The organism is Microbacterium sp. NPDC055910, assembly GCF_042271185.1.
Taxonomy (GTDB): Bacteria; Actinomycetota; Actinomycetes; order Actinomycetales; family Microbacteriaceae; genus Microbacterium.
The window spans coordinates 1-18,249 of the sequence record NZ_JBHJZS010000046.1 but is presented as its reverse complement, the minus strand read 5'-3'; the positions used below and the strand labels follow the sequence as shown (position 1 = coordinate 18,249).

The 18,249-nt window shown below is 69.4% G+C and carries 18 protein-coding genes; 7 read left to right on the top strand and 11 right to left on the bottom strand.

Translation table 11 applies throughout. From position 1 onward, the window contains the following. Window positions 1-37: 37 nt before the first annotated feature. The 4 genes from ACFC3F_RS14165 to ACFC3F_RS14150 all read right to left on the bottom strand — a co-directional run bounded on the left by ACFC3F_RS14165 (window position 38) and on the right by ACFC3F_RS14150 (window position 4,468). Window positions 38-1,552 (bottom strand): aldehyde dehydrogenase family protein, encoded by a 1,515-nt coding sequence (locus ACFC3F_RS14165; RefSeq protein WP_376131035.1) that lies wholly within the window; start codon window positions 1,550-1,552, stop codon window positions 38-40. Further along, window positions 1,549-2,316 carry an SDR family NAD(P)-dependent oxidoreductase gene (locus ACFC3F_RS14160; protein ID WP_376131032.1) on the bottom strand — a complete coding sequence of 256 codons (768 nt, stop codon included), beginning with the start codon at window positions 2,314-2,316 and terminating at the stop codon, window positions 1,549-1,551. The genes ACFC3F_RS14165 and ACFC3F_RS14160 overlap by 4 nt, the downstream gene beginning before the upstream one ends. A gap of 107 nt (window positions 2,317-2,423) precedes the next feature. Continuing rightward, on the bottom strand, window positions 2,424-2,909 hold the full coding sequence (locus tag ACFC3F_RS14155) for a pyridoxamine 5'-phosphate oxidase family protein (RefSeq protein ID WP_376131029.1): 486 nt from the start codon (window positions 2,907-2,909) through the stop codon (window positions 2,424-2,426). Between the two features lie 83 nt (window positions 2,910-2,992). Further along, on the bottom strand, window positions 2,993-4,468 hold the full coding sequence (locus ACFC3F_RS14150; RefSeq protein WP_376131026.1) for an aldehyde dehydrogenase: 1,476 nt from the start codon (window positions 4,466-4,468) through the stop codon (window positions 2,993-2,995). A gap of 117 nt (window positions 4,469-4,585) precedes the next feature. Here ACFC3F_RS14150 and ACFC3F_RS14145 point away from each other — a divergent pair, with 117 nt between their 5' ends. Together ACFC3F_RS14145 and ACFC3F_RS14140 are read left to right on the top strand one after the other, a co-directional pair. Next, window positions 4,586-5,146, top strand: a complete 561-nt coding sequence (locus tag ACFC3F_RS14145) for a carboxymuconolactone decarboxylase family protein (protein WP_376131023.1) — start codon at window positions 4,586-4,588, stop codon at window positions 5,144-5,146. Further along, window positions 5,073-5,621 carry a VOC family protein gene (locus tag ACFC3F_RS14140; protein ID WP_376131020.1) on the top strand — a complete coding sequence of 183 codons (549 nt, stop codon included), beginning with the start codon at window positions 5,073-5,075 and terminating at the stop codon, window positions 5,619-5,621. Before ACFC3F_RS14145 ends, ACFC3F_RS14140 begins: the two co-directional genes overlap by 74 nt. Before the next feature lie 56 nt (window positions 5,622-5,677). Here ACFC3F_RS14140 and ACFC3F_RS14135 read toward each other — a convergent pair. Then, window positions 5,678-6,533 (bottom strand): IS5 family transposase gene (locus ACFC3F_RS14135; protein WP_376131037.1). Its coding sequence is split into 2 segments (ribosomal slippage): window positions 5,678-6,214 and window positions 6,216-6,533, totalling 855 coding nucleotides; the frame shifts between segments, so codons are not numbered across the junction. Window positions 6,534-6,620: 87 nt separating this feature from the next. Then, window positions 6,621-7,385: an enoyl-CoA hydratase/isomerase family protein gene (locus ACFC3F_RS14130; RefSeq protein WP_376131017.1), complete on the bottom strand. Its 765-nt coding sequence runs from the start codon at window positions 7,383-7,385 to the stop codon at window positions 6,621-6,623. 121 nt (window positions 7,386-7,506) lie between these two features. On the opposite strand from ACFC3F_RS14130, the gene ACFC3F_RS14125 reads away from it, so the two are divergent. Then, window positions 7,507-8,493, top strand: coding sequence for an NADPH:quinone oxidoreductase family protein (locus ACFC3F_RS14125; protein ID WP_376131014.1), 987 nt, complete (start codon window positions 7,507-7,509; stop codon window positions 8,491-8,493). On the opposite strand, the gene ACFC3F_RS14120 is transcribed toward ACFC3F_RS14125, so the two are convergent. After that, window positions 8,485-9,309 (bottom strand): sugar phosphate isomerase/epimerase family protein, encoded by an 825-nt coding sequence (locus ACFC3F_RS14120; RefSeq protein WP_376131012.1) that lies wholly within the window; start codon window positions 9,307-9,309, stop codon window positions 8,485-8,487. The genes ACFC3F_RS14125 and ACFC3F_RS14120 overlap by 9 nt on opposite strands. A gap of 34 nt (window positions 9,310-9,343) precedes the next feature. Then, entirely contained in the window at window positions 9,344-10,435 is a 1,092-nt protein-coding gene (locus tag ACFC3F_RS14115) for a CaiB/BaiF CoA transferase family protein (RefSeq protein ID WP_376131009.1), read from the bottom strand. Between the two features lie 95 nt (window positions 10,436-10,530). On the opposite strand from ACFC3F_RS14115, the gene ACFC3F_RS14110 reads away from it, so the two are divergent. Then, on the top strand, window positions 10,531-12,174 hold the full coding sequence (locus tag ACFC3F_RS14110) for an AMP-binding protein (protein ID WP_376131006.1): 1,644 nt from the start codon (window positions 10,531-10,533) through the stop codon (window positions 12,172-12,174). Between the two features lie 50 nt (window positions 12,175-12,224). Here ACFC3F_RS14110 and ACFC3F_RS14105 read toward each other — a convergent pair whose 3' ends face one another. The 3 genes from ACFC3F_RS14105 to ACFC3F_RS14095 are packed head-to-tail and all read right to left on the bottom strand — an operon-like array spanning window position 12,225 to window position 14,975. Then, a complete protein-coding gene (locus ACFC3F_RS14105; RefSeq protein WP_376131003.1) occupies window positions 12,225-13,010 on the bottom strand; it encodes a crotonase/enoyl-CoA hydratase family protein in 786 nt (261 codons plus the stop codon). Then, window positions 13,007-13,765, bottom strand: coding sequence for an SDR family NAD(P)-dependent oxidoreductase (locus ACFC3F_RS14100; RefSeq protein WP_376131000.1), 759 nt, complete (start codon window positions 13,763-13,765; stop codon window positions 13,007-13,009). Before ACFC3F_RS14100 ends, ACFC3F_RS14105 begins: the two co-directional genes overlap by 4 nt. Before the next feature lies 1 nt (window position 13,766). After that, on the bottom strand, window positions 13,767-14,975 hold the full coding sequence (locus ACFC3F_RS14095; protein WP_376130997.1) for a thiolase family protein: 1,209 nt from the start codon (window positions 14,973-14,975) through the stop codon (window positions 13,767-13,769). 116 nt (window positions 14,976-15,091) lie between these two features. Between ACFC3F_RS14095 and ACFC3F_RS14090 the strand changes: the two genes are divergently transcribed. From ACFC3F_RS14090 to ACFC3F_RS14080, 3 genes are read left to right on the top strand one after another with little or no spacing between them, the layout of a single operon-like run. After that, the gene (locus ACFC3F_RS14090) at window positions 15,092-16,252 is read left to right on the top strand and encodes an acyl-CoA dehydrogenase family protein (RefSeq protein ID WP_376130994.1); all 1,161 of its coding nucleotides are present in this window, start codon (window positions 15,092-15,094) and stop codon (window positions 16,250-16,252) included. A 37-nt stretch (window positions 16,253-16,289) separates the two neighbouring features. Continuing rightward, window positions 16,290-17,432, top strand: coding sequence for an acyl-CoA dehydrogenase family protein (locus ACFC3F_RS14085; protein WP_376130991.1), 1,143 nt, complete (start codon window positions 16,290-16,292; stop codon window positions 17,430-17,432). Continuing rightward, complete coding sequence (locus tag ACFC3F_RS14080) at window positions 17,429-18,220, top strand: amidohydrolase family protein (protein ID WP_376130988.1); 792 nt, start codon at window positions 17,429-17,431, stop codon at window positions 18,218-18,220. The genes ACFC3F_RS14085 and ACFC3F_RS14080 overlap by 4 nt, the downstream gene beginning before the upstream one ends. Window positions 18,221-18,249: the final 29 nt, after the last annotated feature.

The window sequence follows — 18,249 nt, the reverse complement described above, 5'->3', positions numbered from 1 at the left end:
GAAGCGGACGGCACCTCGTGCGTTCAGGAGGAAGGGCTCAGCGGATGGGCCACTGGATGTGCTTGACCTGGAAGAACTCCTGGAAGCCGTCGGCTCCCATCTCCCGTCCATAGCCCGACAGCTTGAAGCCGCCCCAGGGTGCGTCCGGGCGCATGTAGCCGCCGCCGTTGATCGACACGGCTCCCGTGCGCAGTCGCGTGGCCACGCCGTACGCCTCCGTGGGGTCTCCGTACACGGCGGCGTGGAGTCCGTAAGGTGAGTCGTGGGCGATGTCGATCGCCTCCTCGACGGTGTCGTAGGGGATGAGGACGCCCACGGGCCCGAAGAGCTCTTCGCGGGCGATCTCCCACGTGTTGTCCACGGCGCCGACGACGGTCGGGTTGTAGAAGTAGCCGTCCAGGCCCTCCGTCGCGCCACCGCCCGCGATGATCTCCGCCCCGCTGTCGACCGCGCGGTCCACGAAGCCTGCGACGAACTGACGCTGCTCCTCGCGGATGAGCGGTCCGAGGTGGTTCTCCTCATCCCAGGGCAGGCCGACCTTGAGGTTGCCGACGAAGCGCTGGATGCTGCCGGCGAAGTCGTCGTACTGGGCGCGGGGAACGAGCATGCGGGTCGTGGATCCGCAGCCCTGGCCGGAGTTGCGTGCGAACCGCATGATGGAGGGCTCCACGATCGCGTCGAAGTCCGAGACGGTGGGAAGCAGGATGTTCGCCGACTTGCCGCCGAGCTCGAGGATCGTCTTCTTCGTCGTCTCGGCCGCGGCGCGCTGGATCGCCTTGCCCACCTTGAGCGAGCCCGTGAACATGACCATGTCGACGGCGGGATCCGTTGTGAGGACCTCGCCGACGTCACCCAGTCCCGAGACGAAGTTGACGACGCCCATCGGGATGTCGGCCATCTCGACGAGCTTCATGAGAGCGCGCGTGGACAGCGGGGTGCGCTCGGACGACTTGAACACGAGCGTGCAGCCGGCGGCGAGGCCGGGGCCCAGCTTCCACACGACGGAGTTGATGGGGAAGTTGTAGCCCGTGATGCCGGCGACGACGCCCGCGGGCACGCGCTGGAGGACGGAGCTGGAGGCAGGAGCCTGGAAGCTCGGCAGGAGCGGCTCCTCGTAACCGCCACGGGGTCCCTTGAGCGCCATATCGGCCGCCCAGCGGATGTTCGCGACGGGCATCGAGACCTGCATCCCGCGCGCGAGCGCGACGGGGGTGCCCACCTCGGTGATGATGATCTCGACGAGCTCGTCGTAGTACTCGTCCATGAGGTCGGCGAGGCGGTTGAGCGCCGCGGCGCGATACGCCGGCGTCGAGCGGCCCCACGGCCCCTTGTCGAAGGCTTCGCGGGCTGCGCGCACGGCGCGACGGGCCTGATCGGGCGTCGCGTGCGGGTCGCTGCGGAGCACGCCGCCGGTGGAGGGGTTCAGGACGGTGTTGATCTCGGAGGACTGGCCCTCCTCCCATTCGCCGCCGATCCAGTTGAGGGGGCCCTCAATGAGCGCCCGTGCCGAGGCGCTCAGGTTGTCGAGGGTTTCGAATGCCGTGATCGTCATGCCAGCAGGCCTCCGTCCAGGGGGAGCGCGGTCCCGGTGATCCAGCTTGCATCATCGCTCGCGAGGAACGCGGCGGCGGCGGCGACCTCGTCCGGCGAACCGGCGCGTCCCAGCGGCACGTTGCGGGCGAAGTCGTTCTTGACGGCCTCGATGTCGGCGCCGGCCTCGCGGCCGAAGAACTCCGAGAGCATCGGCGTCTCGATCATGGCGGGGAGGATGGCGTTGGAGCGGATGCCCTCGGGGCCGAGGCGCTTGGCGACGGCCTTCATGAAGACCGTGATGCCGCCCTTCGCGAGAGAGTACAGCGGGCTGAACGGGGAGCCGACCTGGCCCGACGTCGACGACGTGAAGATGATGGATGCCTTCGGAGCGGCCTTGCGCAGCAGCGGCGTGGCGTACTGCGTCGCGAAGAACGCGCTGCGCAGGTTGATGTCCATCGCCTTCTCGTACTGCTCGGGGGTGACCTCCAGGCCGGGCGCGCCCGGGATGCCGGCGTGGTTGTACAGGACGTGGAGGATCCCGAACTCGTTCTCGATCCACGTGAACGTGTCCTGGATCGCCGAGACGTCGCTGACGTCGAGGCGGCGCGCCGTGGCAGTGCCGCCCGCGGCGATGATCTCGTCGGCGACGGCCTGCGCGGCCTGCTCGTCGAGGTCGGTGACGAGGACGTGGGCGCCTTCGCTCCCGAATCGGAGGGCGCCTGCGCGGCCCATCCCGGAGCCCGCAGCGGTGATGAGGGCGATGCGGCCGTCGAGTCTCTTCATTGAATCTCTCCTCCTTGGGCGATCATCCAGCGATGATGAAGCCGTCCCAATCTATGATTATAGAAATAAGAGTATGCATCGTTCGATGCGTGCGCAAGACGCCGGGCTCATCGCCCGCCGCGCCCGTCACCGGCCAGACGAAGCGAGTTGTGGCTGGCGACGACCCTCGTGGGGCGGAAGCTGATGGCGACGCGGCCCGGAACGCGGAGCGCGTGGAGGAAGCCCTCTTCCGCGCCGGGCGTCAGGCGGGCCGCGATCTTGCGAAGCGCCGGCTCGGCGGCTTCCGTCTCGGTGTGCAGTGTCGCCACTCCGCGCAGAGAGAGCATCTTCCGACCGGGCAGTGCCGTGCCCGCGTTCGAGACGACGATGCCGACGGACGGGTCCCGCTGGATCGCGCGCACGTGCACACGCCCCTGCACGCTGGTCAGCCAGAGCAGGTCGCCGTCGTAGGCGAAGCTCAGCACCGTGCCGCTGGGGGCGCCGTCCTCGTCCGTAAAGACGAGGGTGCATTCGGACTGCGTGAGCAGGAGTTCCTCCTGGTCGCGCCGGTCCAGCCTTGCGCCGCGGAGGTCTTGGAGATCGGGGGAGGTCATCGGGCTCCTGGCGTGGGGATGGTGGCGGCGCCCGTGGGGGGGGGGGGGGGGGGGGCGGCGGGGGGCCCCCGCCACCGGGGCGCTCATGCGGGCAGCGATGCGCCCTGGATCAGCTTCGACTCGACGAAGCCCGACAGGCCCTCGACGTTGCCTTCGCGTCCGAGTCCGGACTGCTTGAAGCCGCCGAACGGCTCCGTCACGCACATGTCCCACGCGTTGATCGACATTTGGCCGGTCCGCACGCGTCGTGCGATGTCCTCGGCCAGGGCTGTGTCGCGCGCGTAGACGGCGCCGGACAGGCCGTAGATCGTGCCGTTGGCGATCTCGACGGCCTCATCGATCGAGTCGAACGGGATGACCGTCACGACGGGCCCGAAGATCTCCTCCTGCGCGATCCGCATGTCGGGGGTGACATCGGCGAAGAGCGTCGGCTGGACGTAGAAGCCCGTCGGGAGATCGGCCGGCGCGGCGCCGCCGGTGACGAGGCGGGCGCCCTCCGCCTTGCCGATCTCGACGTACTCCAGCACACGCTCGCGCTGGCGGGCGGAGACGAGCGGGCCGAGGATCGTGTCGGGCTCACGCGGGTCGCCCACCTTGACCGACTCGTAGACGGTCTTCAGTGCCTGGACGACCTCTTCCTGGCGCTCCCTCGGCACGAGAATCCGGGTGATCGCGGCGCAGACCTGACCGCTGTGGCCGATGCCGGCGAAGGCGAGACCGACGAGGAAGTCCTCGAGGGGGATGTCGTCCGCGATGATTCCCGCCGACTTTCCGCCCAGCTCCAGCGTCACCCGTGCGATGCGCTCGGCGCACAGCGCCATGAGGCGGCGGCCGACTGCCGTCGAACCCGTGAACGTGATCTTGTCGACCGCGGGGTGGGTGACCAGGTGCTCGGACTCTTCGCGCTGCGCGGGGAGGATGCTCACGACGCCTTCGGGCAGACCCGCGGCCTCGATCGCCTCGGCGAGCATGAGGATCTCGACGGCGCACTCCGGGGCCGGCTTGAGGATGACGGTGCACCCGGCGGCGAGTGCGGGTGCGATCTTGAGCGCGGCGGTTGCGACCGGGCCGTTCCAAGGGATGATCACGCCGACGACGCCGATCGGCTCGCGGACGATGTAGCCGCTGCCGCCCTCCCACGAGCGGGCCTCGGTCCAGGCGAAGCGATCGGCCAGCGTCGAGGCGTCGTCGAACATCTTCAGCGCGTTGTTCGTGAACGCGACGGCGGCGCCCGGCGCGGCGCCGATCTCGGCGGTGAACGCGTCGACGAGCTCGGGCACGCGCTGGGCGATCTCCTCGCGGATGCGCACCAGGTACGTCGCGCGCTCCTGGGGCGACATGCGCGGCCACGGGCCGTGGTCGAACGCCTTGCGCGCCGCGGCGACGGCGCGGTCGATGTCGCCAGGCTGCGCTGCCGGAGTGGTCGCGATGACCTCCTCCGTGATGGGGGAGACGATCTCGATGACGGCATCGCTGGAAGGCTCCGTCCAGGACCCGCCGATGTACAGCTTGTCGAAGCTGCGCAGGGTTGCGGGAGCGATGTCTGCTGCGTGGGACAAAAGGAACCTCCGTTGGCTGCCTTCGGGTGCGCCAGTCGGGTTCTGGCGCCATGCGTAAAAGCATGCTAATAGTTGTCATGAAGTTAGCAGGAGTCATTCAAGGACGAAAGGACCCTGATGAGCCGGATTAAACCCGCATCCGCAGAGGTGTACGAGCCGCTGTTCGGAGCGGACGCGCCGCTGCGACAGCGCGTCTACGCCAACGCCCCCCGCCTTGCCGGGCCGTTCCGACAGTTCGCCGACACGCTCATGCGTGAATCGACGATCAGCGGCCGTCTCATGGAGATGCTCCGCCTGCGCGTAGCCTTTCACAATCAGTGCCGCAGCTGCATGTCGCTGCGCTACTCCGTCGGCTCGGAGGAGCCGCTCGCAGAGGGCGTCGTCTGCTCGCTGGAGCGACCCGAGGAGGCCGCGGACGTCACCGAGGCGGAGCGCGCCGCGCTGCGGTACGCCGATCTCCTCGCGACGGATCATCTCGCGATCGACGACGCGGTGTTCGATGAGCTGCGCCGCCACTTCTCGGAGCCCGAGATCATGGAGATCTGCTTCAACGTCGCGCTGTTCGTGGGTTTCGGCCGCATGGCTGCCTCTCTCGACATGACGGATGACCTTCCCGACGACTACCGGGCATCGGGACGCATCGCGCCGTGGGCGCTTCAGCCGCACTCGGTTCTCTGAGTGCGGGCGTGCTCGCATGGGTGCGCAGTTGAGGTTCTGGCATGTCGGGCTCGCGGTGGCCAGCATGTCACGCAGCATCGCGTTCTACTGTGATGGGCTGGGGATGCAGATCCGCCGGCGCGCATCGCTGAGTCCTGCCGCGACCGCTGTCTGGGGAACCGACGGCGGCGCCAGCGGCGACGTCGTCTTCCTGGGTCTCGACGGCGGTCCGGAGATCCTCGAGCTGATCGAGGTCGAGGGGCTGGATCGGGTGGATGCGTCATCCCGGCCATGGGATATCGCGTCGGCCCACTTCGCCCTGGAGACGGACGACCTCGGCGCGCTCTTCGACCGCATGGTCGCCGCCGGCTACTCCGCCCGCTCGTCGAGCCCGGTGGTCGCCGCCAGCGGGGTGCTCGCGGGCGGAAGCGCGGTGTACTTCGTGGATCCCGACGGGTTCCACGTCGAAGTGGTCCAGCGTCCGCCCGGGGTCTAGCAGTACGCGGTTCGGTTCGTCCGGCGCGTAGGCAGCAGGGGCGGCAGAACTCGTCGCTAGGCCGTGTTGATCAAGTCTGATTTGATCCAGATCAGCGTGGCGGCGAGGCTGACGGCGGCGCGGTAGCTGCGGACGAGTTTGTCGGAGCGCATCGCGATGCCGTGCCACTGCTTGAGCTTGTTGAAGCAGCGTTCGACGACGTTACGGCCCTTGTAGCGCTCCTGCTGCTGGTCGCCGAAGTCGATCGGACGGCCCGGCTTCTTGCGGCGGTGTGCGATCTGGTCGTCGCGCTCTGGGATGGTCGCCGCGATCCTGCGGTCGCGCAGCCAGGCTCGGTTCGCCTTCGACGGGTAGCCCTTGTCGGCGAGCACACGGTCGGGGCGGGTGCGGGGCCGGCCCTTCCCGTGGCGGGGCACGCGGATGTCCTCGAGCACGGCGGTCATCATCGTGGTGTCGTTGATGTTCCCGCCGGTGATCATCATCCCCAGCGGCCGACCGCGACCGTCGCAGACCAGGTGCAGCTTGGTCGTCAGCCCGCCGCGAGAGCGGCCGATCCCGTGATCAGGCGGCTCGAACCATGGATTCTTGGGATTCGGCAGAGCCCCCTGTGTCCCGGGCGAGTGTCGCGCCGTGCTGATGCACACGCGCAATCGTGGAATCGATCGAGACGACCCAGTCGATCTTGCCAGCGGCGTCGGCCTGCTTCTGCACCTCGGCCAGCAGCTTCGCCCAGGTGCCGTCCTCGGCCCACCGGTTGAACCGCTTGTAGATCGAGTTCCACTTCCCGAACCGCTCCGGGACATCCCGCCACGGCGCCCCGGTCCGGTACTTCCACGCCATCCCCTCGACAGCGAGCCGGTGATCCGTCCACGGCCTCGACCGCCCCGTCACCGTCGGCATCAACGGCTCCATCACAGCCCACACATCGTCAGAGATCTCCTGCCGCGTCACCGTTCAAGACTCACCCAGCCGGGAGCGAAACCACTTGATCAACACGGCCTAGGCCTTTCCGCGGAAGTTCGGCTTCCGCTTCTCGAGGAACGCGCGAGCGCCCTCGACCATGTCGTGCCCGCCGATGGCCTGGACGAGCATCGCGAGGCCCGACCGCATGTTGTCACCCGCGGCGTTCCACCACACGTTCGAGCTCACCTTGACGATCTCCAGCGATCGGGGGCTCAGCTCGTGGATCTCGGCGAGCCAGCGCTCGACGGCGGCCTCCAGTCCGTCGTCCTCGGTCACCTCGTTGATCAGTCCCCAGGAGAGTGCCTGGTCGGCGGAGTAGCGGCGGCACATCATCGCCATCTCCTTGGCGCGCTTCTCGCCGATCTGGATGGGCAGGAGGTTCGTCGCACCGAGCACGGGCGCCGACCCCACGCGGGGTCCGGTCTGGCCGAAGGTCGAGCGGCGTGTCGCGATGGCGAAATCGCACGCGATGACCAGTTCGTTGCCGCCGCCGGCTGCGGGGCCGTCGACGGCGGCGATGACGGGGCGCGGGCAATCGCGGATCGCTTCGACCAGGCGCAGCGAGCTGGCGAAGAGCGCGCGGATCGTCTCGGGGTCGGCCGATTCCAGGTTCGCGAGGTAGCCGCCGGCGCAGAAGGAGCCGCCGGAGCCCGTCAGGACCACGGCTTCGAACGGTGAGGCGGTGATGAACGCCTCGGTCATCGCCGCGGCCATCTCGCGGTCGTAGGCGTTGCGGCGCTCAGGGCGGTTGATGCGGATCCAGCGGACGCCGCCACGGTCTTCGACTTCGATGTCTGCCATGGTTCGTCGTCCTCTCGCCGGTGGCCGCGTTCCGAGCTTGTCAGGGCTGCGCGGCCGGATCAATTGATGATTATCATAGTGATCAGAAGGGGTTGGTGCGACTCATGCGTGGAGTGTCCGAATGAGGGCGGCCCGCGTCGTCCGGCTGACGGGGCCGTCCGGCGTCGAGGTCGCCGATGTTCCGGTGCCCGTTGCATCCGAGGGCGCGTCTCGCGTCGCCGTCCGTGCGGTCGGACTCTCCTACCCTGATCTGCTGATGTCCTACGGGAAATATCAGGCGCGACCCGACCTGCCGTTCGTGACGGGCGTGGACGTCGCCGGAACGCTGCTGGATGACGCGCCCGCCCAGGGGCTCCGTGCCGGAGACCGCGTGGCCGCGCCCCTCTCCCACGGGGGTGCGGCGGAGGTCGTGCTCGTGCCGGCGGAGCGACTGCTTGCGCTCCCCGCCGGAATCGGGTTCGCCGACGCGGCGGGGATGCCCCTGTCCTTCCTCACCGCGCACTTCGCGCTCGGTTGTCGTGCCGATCTGCGCCGCGGTGAGTGGCTTCTCGTCACGGGCGCCGCCGGCGCGGTCGGCAGCGCCGCGGTTCAGGTGGCCAAGGCGATGGGGGCCCGGGTCGTCGCCGCGGTGTCCTCGCCCGACTCCGCCGCGTTCGTGCGCGGGTTCGGTGCGGATGAGGTCGTCGTCGGCGTCGATGCCGCGCAGGTGCGAGAGATCGCCGACGGTGCGGGTGTGGGGGTCGTCCTCGATGTCGTCGGCACGGAGGAGGTCGTGCTCGAGGGCCTTCGGTCGCTGCGCACGGGCGGCCGGCTGCTGACGGTGGGCTATGTGGGCGGGGCCATCCCCGCAGTTCGCCTGAACCGCCTGCTCCTCAACAACATCGATGTGCGCGGCGTCGCGTGGGGTCCGTACTCCCGCGCGAACCCGGGGTACGCCCAGAGCCAGTGGGCCGACATCATGCGATGGGTCCAGGAGGGACGGATCCTCCCGAGCCCCGTCCTCGTGCGGCCGCTGGAACAGGCCGCAGAGGCCCTGCGCGACATCGAATCTCGTCGCGTGCGCGGGAGGATCGTGCTGGCGGTGGACTCCGGCCCTCGCTCAGAGTGAGGCCAGGAGCCCCGTCAGTGCGGCGCGGGTCTTCTCGGCCACGACGCGGGTCTCCAGAGGGCGCAGCTCGTCCGAGAGCACTTCCATCCCGATCGGCGCGGTCACGGACTTCTCCGCGAGAGCCGACAGCAGTGCCGCGAGGTCGAACTCGCCCGCGCCGGGAAGGCGGCGACGGTGGAAGGTGTCCTCCAGCTCGGTCCCGCGCGCATCCAGCGGCCCGTCGCTGAGCTGGATCACCGGAATCCGGTCGCCGGGAAGCTCGGCGAGCTGCTCCAGCGTGCTGCCCCCGCGGAAGAAGTGCCACGTGTCGATGACGACGCCGCCGTTGGGCTCCCCGGCGGCTTCGACGATGCGCCACGCGTCCTGCACCGTGCGGGTGTCCGTCCAGGGGAGGAACTCCAGAGCGACCCGCAGGCCGTGCTCCGCCGCGCGTCGGCAGACGCCCGCGAACCTCTCCGCGACGGTGTCCAGACCCGCATCGAGCGGACCGCCGATCACCATCATGTGGCGCCCGCCGAGCGCCTCCTTGAGGCGGAACAGCGAGGCCTCGTGGGCGAGCGACTTGTCGTTGGCGCCGTCGGGGAGCCACCAATCCGAGAGGAAGCCGATCTCGAAGAGCTCGAGGGAGCGCTCGGCGAAGGCGCTGCGGATCGAGGGGATCGTCATGCCCTCCTGCAGTGCGCGGGCCACATGGCCCGGTCGCAGCCCGATGCCGTCGTAGCCGGCGGCGTGCGCGCTGTCCATGCGGTCCATGAGTGATGCGCCGTCGATCGTGGACGCGCACAGGAATGCTTCCTGGAAAGGCTGGATGCTCACGGGTGAACCTTCTCTCGGTGTCGATGTCATGGTGCTAGGCCCACCGCTGCGCGACGGCGCGCGGGGAGATCCCGGGCTCATCGGGGCGCGTGGGTGCGTCGAGTGTGGAGCGCGAGAACTGCGGGGTCGGCGCCGCCAGCGGAGTCTGCGTGCCGACGAAGGCGCCGCGTTCCCGCGCGTGCGCATCCTCGAGGGCCTCCGCGAAGGTCAGCACGGGAGTGACGCAGGCGTCGGTGCCCGCCGCGCGCGCGGCCCACTCGTCACGCGGGCGCGACGCGAGCGCCTCTCCGATGGCGTCGCGCCATGCCGCCCAGCCCGCGGGGTCGTACTGATCGGCCAGGGGCGCGGGATCGATTTCGAGCAGCGCCACCAGTTCCGCGAAGAACTTGCGCTCGATCGCGCCGATGGCGACGAAGCGACCGTCGGCGCAGCGGTAGGTGGCGTAGAAGGGGGCGCCGCCGTCGAGCAGGTTCGCGCCTCGCTCATCCGACCAGCGGCCGACGCCCCGCAGTGCCCAGATCTTCTGCGCGACCATGCCGATCCCGTCCACCATCGCCATGTCGACGACCTGGCCGCGTCCGGATGATGCGCGCTCGACGAGGGCGCTGACGATTCCCAGTGCGAGGGGGAGCGAGCCTCCGGCGTAGTCGCCGAGCAGTGTGAGCGGTACGGGGGGCGGTGTGCCGGGGTGTCCGATCGCGTGCAGGATGCCCGTCACGGCGAGATAGTTCAGGTCGTGCCCGGCCTCGGCCGAGCGCGGACCCTCCCGGCCCCACCCGGTCATGCGGCCGTACACGAGGCGCGGATTGAGCTCGGCGACGGCGTCGGGGCCGAAGCCGAGCCGTTCCATCACACCGGGACGGAAGCCTTCGATGAGGACGTCCGCGCGCGCGATGAGCTCGCCCAGCTCGCGGATGCCGTCCGGGCTCTTCAGGTCGACGCGGGTGTGGGTGCGGCTACGCAGCACGGGGTCGACATCCCCCGCGAGCTCTGCCATCGCGCTGCCGGTGGGGCGGGCGACGCGCACGACGTCGGCACCGAGGTCCGCCAGGAGCATGCCGGCGTGCGGGATCGGACCGAGGCCCGCCATCTCGAGGACCCGGATGCCCTGCAGGGGACCTGGCATTGATGCTCCCGTCGTCGCAAAACTATGATTATGGAAATCATGGTATTTTGACGACTGTGAACACCGCAAGGTAGCGGGCGAGCCCAGGAGAATCGATGAAGACGTACCCCGGACTGACTATCCCGTTCTCGAACCCCGAGGACTGGAGCATCCAGAAGGTGCTGCGCCACCAGGCGTCCGTGCGCCCCGACAGCACGTATCTCGTTGCGCCCGAGGAGGGGGTCGAGTTGACCTTCGCCGAGACGCTCGCCGCCGCGGAGGCCTTCGCGACGACGATCTACGCGGCCGGCGGCGCGTACGGCGACCGTGTCCTGATCCAGGCCAAGAACAGCTCGGAACTCGTCCTGAGCTGGTTCGGGTCCGGTGTGGGCGGGCTCGTCGAGGTCCCGATCAACACGGCCTACGAACTGGACTTCCTGGCCCACCAGGTCCGCACGTCCGAGCCGCGCTGGGTCGTCGTCGATTCGACCTTCGCGCACCGCTTCCCCCCGGTCAAGGACGCGTGCGGCGGCGTCGAGAAGTTCTGGGTGATCGACGACGGAGAGCTCGACAGCGCGCTCGCCGTGCTGCGCGAAGCAGGGTGGGAGGCGGAGTCCTTCGACGATCTGCGCGTTCGGCGCGATGTCGAACTGCCCGACGTCACGGCGCGCGACCTCGGCGCCATCTTCTTCACGAGCGGCACGACAGGTCCCTCCAAGGGCGTCGCCATGCCGCACGCGCAGTTCTACTTCGACGCTGTCGAATGCATGAACCTCACGCAGCTCACTCCCGAAGACACCTACATGGTGACCACGCCGCTCTTCCACGGCAATGCGCAGTGGCTCGCGGCCTACCCCGCCCTCGTGGCGGGCGCCCGCTTCGTCATGTACCGCCGATTCAGTGCCTCTCGCTGGATCGACTGGGTCCGTGAGAACGGCGTGACGGTCACGAACTTCCTCGGCGTCATGATGGACTTCGTCTGGAAGCAGCCGGTCCGCGACAACGATGCCGACAACAGCCTGCGCTGCATCTTCGCGGCCCCCACGGCCAGTTCGATCGCGGGAGGGTTCGCCGAGCGGTTCGGCGTGGAGGCCTTCGTCGAGGTCTTCGGCCTGACCGAGGTGTCGATGCCGATCCTGTCCCCGTACGGGATGGAGCGCCCCCCGGGCGCGGCCGGGCTGCAGGTGTCGGAGTGGTTCGACGTGCAGCTGGTGGATCCCGAGACCGACATCGAGGTGCCCATCGGCGAGGTCGGCGAGCTCGTCGTGCGCCCCAAGCACCCCTTCACGCTGAGCTCCGGTTACTACGGCGCCCCCGAGAAGACCGTCGAAGCATGGCGGAACCTCTGGTTCCACACCGGCGACGCGCTGCGCAAGGACGAGGGCGGCTGGTACTACTTCGTCGACCGCTACAAGGATGCGCTGCGCCGCCGCGGGGAGAACATCAGCTCCTACGAGGTCGAGCAGGGCATCCTCGCTCATCCTGCCGTCCTGGAGTGCGCCGTCATCGCCGTGCCGGCGGCGTTCGAGGGTGGCGAGGACGAAGTGATGGCGTGCCTCGTCCTGTCCGGACCCGTCGACGTCACCGAACTCTGGGAGTTCGCCGCCGGCCGGGTGCCCGCGTTCGCCGTCCCCCGCTACATCCGCATCCTGTCGGCTCTGCCCAAGACACCTTCTGAGAAGGTGCAGAAGGCGGAACTGCGCAAGGACGGGATCACTCCGGACACGCACGACCGCGAGGCGCTCGTCTCCGCGAACTGACGCACGAAGAAGGGCCCCGCCTCGGCGGGGCCCTTCTTCGTGCGCTCAGATCAGGATGCTGTCCAGACGGGCGAGCGCTTCTCGGCGAAGGCGCGGGCGCCTTCCTTCGCGTCGTCGGACTCCCGGATGCGCTGGACGATGGGGTGCTGCCGCGTGAACATCTCGTCCGCGGGCCAGTCCGGCGACTCGCGGATGATGCGCTTGCTGGTCGCGACGGCCAGCGGCGCGTTGGCGGCGATCGTGGCGGCGAGTTCGCGCGCGGCATCCAGCGCGCCGCCCGCGGCGGTGACGGTCGTCACGAGCCCCAGATCCTGCGCCTCGGTGGCAGGAAGCGGCCTGCCGGTGAGGATGAGCTCCATCGCCCGGTGGTACGGGATGCGGCGCGGAAGGCGCAGGAGCCCCCCCGCGTTCGCGGTCAGGCCCCGCTTGACCTCGGGCAGCCCGAACGTGGCCGTGTCGGCGGCGACGATGAGGTCGCTTGCCAGGGCGAGTTCGAACCCGCCGCCCAGGGCCCAGCCCTCGACGGCCGCGATGAGGGGCTTGGCGGGCGTCTGCTCGACGAGTCCGCCGAACCCCCGCCCCTCGATGATGGGGATCTCGCCCCGGGAGAAGCCCTTGAGGTCCATGCCGGCGCAGAACGTGCCGCCCGCTCCCGTGAGCACCGCGACGCGCAACTCGGGCCGCGCGTCGAACTCCTCGAACGCGGCGGCGAGCCGCGTCGCGAGCTCCAGGGACATCGCGTTTCGCGCCGCGGGCCGGTTCATCGTCAGGACGAGGACGCCGTCGGTCTCCTCGCGCAGCAGGACCTCGTCCGCTGCAGCCTGCTCCGCGGTCATCGCGGTGCCATCCGGATCGCGCCGTCGAGTCTGATCGTCTCGCCGTTGATCATCTGGTTCTCGATCATGAGGGCTGCGAGCGAGGCGAACTCCTCGGGATGCCCCAGCCGCGCGGGGTGCGGAACGGTCTTGGCGAGCGAATCGCGCACGTCCTGCGACAGCCTCGCGAGGATCGGGGTGTCGAAGGTGCCCGGGGCGATCGTCGCGACGCGGATGAGCTTGCTCGCCAGGTCGCGCGCCGCGACGAGGGTCATGCCGACGATGCCGGCCTTGGCCGAGGCGTAGGGGATCTGGCCGATCTGGCCTTCCCATGCGGCGACCGATGCCGTGAGGATGCAGACGCCGCGTTCGCCGTCCACCGGGTCGTTCTTCGCCATGCGCGCGGCGGCGAGTCGCAGCACATTGAAGGTTCCGATGAGGTTCACCCGCACGACCGTCTCGTACAGCTCGAGGTCGCCCGGGTTCCCGTCGCGGTCCACCAGGCGCAGCGCGCCGCCGCGTCCCGCGCAGTGCACGAGGGAGCGGAGCGGGGCGACCGCTTCGGCGGCGTCGAGCGCCGCTTCGACCTGCTCGGGCGAGGTCACGTCAGCGGGGGCGAAGGTGCCGCCGAGCTCGGCCGCCCGCTCCTCGCCGGCCGAGGAGGGCAGGTCGAGCAGCACGACGTGCGCCCCCTTGGCTGCGAGGGCCTGAGCCGTCGCCAGGCCGAGGCCCGAGGCTCCCCCCGTGATCACTGCCGATGTGCCGTTCACATCCATGTCATGCTCCTTCCATGCGGCGACCTGCGTCGAGCCGCTCGATGATGGTGGCGTTCGCCATGCCGCCCGCCTCGCACATGAGCTGGAGCCCATAGCGGCCGCCCGTGTCCTCGAGGGCGTGCAGCATCGTGGTCATGATGCGCGCACCGGACGCGCCGAGGGGGTGCCCGAGCGCGATCGCGCCGCCCCGGGGGTTCACCTTCGCGGGGTCCACGTCGAACTCGCGCATCCACGCGAGCGGGACCGAGGCGAAGGCCTCATTGATCTCGATGTGGTCGATGTCGTCGATCGTGAGTCCGGCCCGCCGCAGCACGAGGTGCGTCGCGGGGATCGGGGCGGTCAGCATGAGCAGGGGGTCATCGCCGACCGCCGTGACCGTGTGCACCCGCGCGCGGGGGATGCGGCCGTGGGCGGCGGCGCGCTCGGCGCTCATGATGAGCAGGGCCGACGCGCCGTCGGTGATCTGCGAGGAGTTTCCCGCGGTGACACCCCAGGCGACATCGGGGAAGCGAGCGGCGAGGTCGTCGGTGCGGAAGACGGTGTCCAGGGTCGCGAGACGCTCGAGCGTCGTATCGGCGCGGACCGTGCTGTCGTGCGTGACGAGCCCGTCCGGGGTCATGACGGGAACGATCTCGCGGGAGAAGTCCGTCGCGGCGGCGCGCTGGTGCGAGCTCAGCGCGAGCGCATCCATCTCTTCGCGCGAGATGCCCCATTTCTCCGCGACGAGTTCGGCCGACACGCCCTGCGAGGTCAGGCCGGGCGCGTAGCGCTCGGCGATCCCCTGACCGTACGGGTCTGCGCCGGCGCGCGCTGAGCCCATCGGCACGCGGCTCATCGACTCCACGCCCCCCGCGATGATGATGTCGGCGTGGTCGGCGAGGATCGCCTGCGCGGCGAAGCTGACGGCCTGCTGGCTCGATCCGCACTTGCGGTCGATCGTGGCGGCGGGGACGTGGGCCGGGTAGCCGGCGGCCAGCCACGCCATGCGGCCGGGGGTCGCGGACTGCTCGCCCGTCTGCGAGACGCAGCCGATCAGGACGTCGTCGACGGTGGCGGGGTCGAGGCCGTTGCGCTCGACGAGATGCTGCAGCGTTTGGGCGAGCAGATCGACGGGATGCACGCCGGAGAGCGCCCCGCCGGCCTTTCCGCGCGCGATGGGCGTGCGGACGGCGTCGACGATGACGACATCGCGGTTAGAGGCTATTGTCATGGGAATTGTTTATCATGATATACAGTTATTGAGAACGTAATCCTTGCGCATCATTCGCCTGGTGGGCATGATTCACGGTAACTGACAACAAACTACGGAGCAGGAGCGTGATGTCGATGTCGATGATCACGGTTGACGAATTGCAGGAGATTCGCAAGCTCGCGGCTGCGGTCGCGCACGATGTCTACGCGCCGATCGCCGAGGATCTGGACGTGACACGCACGCCGATCACGGTCGAGCAGCGCAAGGCCCTGGGTGAGCTCGGATTCCTGGGCATCGCCCACGAGGAGCAGTACGGGGGATCCGGTTCGCCCTTCTCTCACGCGCTCGCCGTGATCGAGGAGTTCGCGAAGGTCTGCCGTCCGGCGGCCTTCCAGATCTTCGAGGCCAACACCGGTCCCGCCCAGGTCATCGCGCGTCTGGCGACCCCGGAGCAGCGTGAGCGGTGGCTGCCGGACATCATCAGCGGTGAGCGGACGATGGCGGTCGCCATCAGTGAGCCGGATGCCGGTTCCGCGGCGACCGACATGAAGACGACGGCGCGCGAGACCGACGGGGGCGTCGTCCTCAACGGCACGAAGCGCTGGATCTCCAATGGCGGCGAGGCCGATCTCTACCTCGTCTACGCGCGTCTCACCGATGCGCCCGGCTCGAAGGGCATCGGCGCTGTCGTCGTGGAGAAGGGCACCCCCGGACTCAGCTTCGGCCTCTCGGAGCGACTCATGGGCTTCCGCGGCATCCCGTCCGCCGATGTCATCCTCGACAACGTCGTCGTCCCGAAGGAGAACATCGTCGTTCCCGCCGGCGACTTCAAGAAGCTCTTCGGCGTCTTCTCGGTGGAACGTCTCGGCAATGCGACGATGAGCCTCGCACTCGGACAGGCCGCGCTGGAGAAGAGCGTCGCCTACGCGCAGCAGCGCAAGGCGTTCGGCAAGGACATCATCGAGTTCCAGACGATCCAGACGATGCTCGCCGACATGCTGCTGCAGGTCGAGGGCTCGCGCCTGCTGATCGAGCGCGCCGCGGCCACCGCCGACGAGGGCATCCCCAACGCGCTCTACGTGTCGCTGGCCAAGTGCACGGCCAACGAGATGGCCAAGCGCGTCACCGATCTCGCCATCCAGGTCCACGGCGGCAACGGGTACACCGAGGAGTACGGGCTCGAGCGACTCCACCGCGACTCCCACGGCTGGGCGATCGCCGGCGGCACGCCCGCCATGCAGCGCACCCGCATCGTGTCCGAACTCACCGGCCGCCGCTTCGACCAGCGCGGATAGCCTGGGCCCGGACCTCCACCCCGAAAGGCATCTCGCTGTGACAGAGAAGTTGTTCGCCCTCGACGAGGCGCACGAGCGGATCCGCGAAGCGGCTCGAGCCCTCGCTGCCGACGTGGCGCCGTTCGCCGGCGAAGCCGATGAGGCGACGGATGTGCATCCCGCCACGCTGGAGGCCCTCCAGCGCAGCGGCCTGGCCGCATTCGTCGTCCCGGCGGCGTTCGGCGGCCGAGACGTGACGCTGGATCCGCTGACGATCGCGATCATCCGAGAGCAGGCGATGGGCGTCTCGGCTCACCTCGACTCGCTCTTCGGGATGCAGGGCGTCGGCAGCTATGCGCTGAGCATCGGCGGCAGCGACGAACTGCGCCGCGAATGGCTGCCCAAGGTCGCCCGCGTCCAGGCGATCCCCTCGATCGCCCTGACCGAGCCGGAGATCGGGTCGGACCTGCGCGGCATCACGACGACGATCACGCAGGACGGCGATGTCCTTCGGATCTCGGGGCGCAAGGCCTTCATCACGAACGCCGGTGCCGCCGACTTCGCCTGCGTGCTCGGCAAGGAGGGCGACGGCTTCTCGATGGCCCTCGTCCCCACCGGCACGCCGGGGCTGACCATCACGAGCGGCCCCGACATCATGGCCCCGCACATCATCGGCGAACTGCACTTCGACGACGTCGTGGTGCCTGCCTCCCATCGCCTGGGCGAGCCGGGCAAGGCCTTCTCGCTCATGCTGCAGACGCTCGCGGTGTTCCGCGTCTCCGTCGCGGGGTCCGCGGTGGGCCTTGCTCAGGCCGCGCTGAACGAGGCGGTCGCGCACGCGACGACGCGCGAGCAGTTCGGGAAGCCGCTCATGGCTCTCGGGTCGATCTCGCAGTCGCTCGCGCTGAGCTGGGCGGAGATCGAAGCCGCACGGGCGCTCACCTACCGCGCGGCGGCGCTCGCGGCATCCAACCCCCTCGCCCACATCGCCGACACGTCGATGGCCAAGGTCATCGCGACCGAGACCGCCGGACGCGTCGTCGACCGTGCGGTGCAGGCGATGGGCCGATTCGGGCTCGTGCGCGGCAGCACGATCGAGCGGCTCTACCGCAACGCGCGCCCCGTCCGCATCTACGAGGGATCCACCGAGGTCCTGCTCGACTCGCTGGCCCGTCAGCTCGCCAAACGGAGCACGACATGATCATCGATGCGCACACGCACGTCTGGCCCGACGCGATCGCCGAGAAGGCGCTGACGGGAAATCCCGTGCCGGGGCTCGAGCCGCGCGGCACGGGCACCGTGGGGGGCCTCGATCTGTCGATGCAGGCCACCGGCGTGACGATGAGCTGCTGCCTGGGGATCGCGAACGAGGCGCGCCATGTCGACCGGGTGAACGAGTTTGTCGCGGGGCTGGTCTCGCCCACACGCTTCGGCTTCGGCACCGTCCACGTCGACCTCCCCGTCGAGGAGAACATGGCCAGTCTTGCGCGCCACGGCGTGACGGCGGTCAAGCTCCACCCCCTGTTCCAGAGGTTCGCCCTCGACGACCGGCGGCTGTGGGACATCCTCGACGCCTTCGGTGAGGACATCGCCGTCATCACCCACGTGGGTGCCGGCGGCGACGCCTACACGAACAGCCTCTCCAGCCCCGGCATGATCGCCGCGATCGCGAAGCAGTTCCCGCGACTGAGGCTGATGGCCTGCCACTTCGGCGGATACAAGATCCTCGACGACGCAGAGGAGATGCTCGCCGGTGCGGACATCGTGCTGGAGACCTCCTGGCCGCCGTCGCTGAACACGCTGCGCCCCGAGCGTGTGCGCGCCCTCATCAAGAAGCACGGTGCCGAGCGCGTCGTCTTCGGGTCGGATTGGCCGATGACCGATCCGGCGACCGAGATCGCGGCGATCCAGGCGCTGGGCCTGACCGACGACGAGACCAAGCTGGTCCTGGGTGGCACGATGGCGCGGATGCTGCGCCTGGACGTCTGAGACGCAACGAGAAAGGGGCCGCTCCGAGG

What these genes read in the sequence shown, in the direction of transcription:
- ACFC3F_RS14155 (WP_376131029.1), bottom strand. Translation starts at nt 2,909, where the DNA reads ATGACCTCCCCCGATCTCCAAGACCTCCGCGGCGCAAGGCTGGACCGG.
- ACFC3F_RS14140 (WP_376131020.1), top strand. Translation starts at nt 5,073, where the DNA reads ATGACCTTCCCGACGACTACCGGGCATCGGGACGCATCGCGCCGTGGG.
- ACFC3F_RS14080 (WP_376130988.1), top strand. Translation starts at nt 17,429, where the DNA reads ATGATCATCGATGCGCACACGCACGTCTGGCCCGACGCGATCGCCGAG.
- ACFC3F_RS14115 (WP_376131009.1), bottom strand. Translation starts at nt 10,435, where the DNA reads ATGCCAGGTCCCCTGCAGGGCATCCGGGTCCTCGAGATGGCGGGCCTC.
- ACFC3F_RS14130 (WP_376131017.1), bottom strand. Translation starts at nt 7,385, where the DNA reads ATGGCAGACATCGAAGTCGAAGACCGTGGCGGCGTCCGCTGGATCCGC.
- ACFC3F_RS14165 (WP_376131035.1), bottom strand. Translation starts at nt 1,552, where the DNA reads ATGACGATCACGGCATTCGAAACCCTCGACAACCTGAGCGCCTCGGCA.
- ACFC3F_RS14100 (WP_376131000.1), bottom strand. Translation starts at nt 13,765, where the DNA reads ATGGATGTGAACGGCACATCGGCAGTGATCACGGGGGGAGCCTCGGGC.
- ACFC3F_RS14145 (WP_376131023.1), top strand. Translation starts at nt 4,586, where the DNA reads ATGAGCCGGATTAAACCCGCATCCGCAGAGGTGTACGAGCCGCTGTTC.
- ACFC3F_RS14095 (WP_376130997.1), bottom strand. Translation starts at nt 14,975, where the DNA reads ATGACAATAGCCTCTAACCGCGATGTCGTCATCGTCGACGCCGTCCGC.
- ACFC3F_RS14090 (WP_376130994.1), top strand. Translation starts at nt 15,092, where the DNA reads ATGTCGATGATCACGGTTGACGAATTGCAGGAGATTCGCAAGCTCGCG.
- ACFC3F_RS14105 (WP_376131003.1), bottom strand. Translation starts at nt 13,010, where the DNA reads ATGACCGCGGAGCAGGCTGCAGCGGACGAGGTCCTGCTGCGCGAGGAG.
- ACFC3F_RS14160 (WP_376131032.1), bottom strand. Translation starts at nt 2,316, where the DNA reads ATGAAGAGACTCGACGGCCGCATCGCCCTCATCACCGCTGCGGGCTCC.
- ACFC3F_RS14125 (WP_376131014.1), top strand. Translation starts at nt 7,507, where the DNA reads ATGAGGGCGGCCCGCGTCGTCCGGCTGACGGGGCCGTCCGGCGTCGAG.
- ACFC3F_RS14110 (WP_376131006.1), top strand. Translation starts at nt 10,531, where the DNA reads ATGAAGACGTACCCCGGACTGACTATCCCGTTCTCGAACCCCGAGGAC.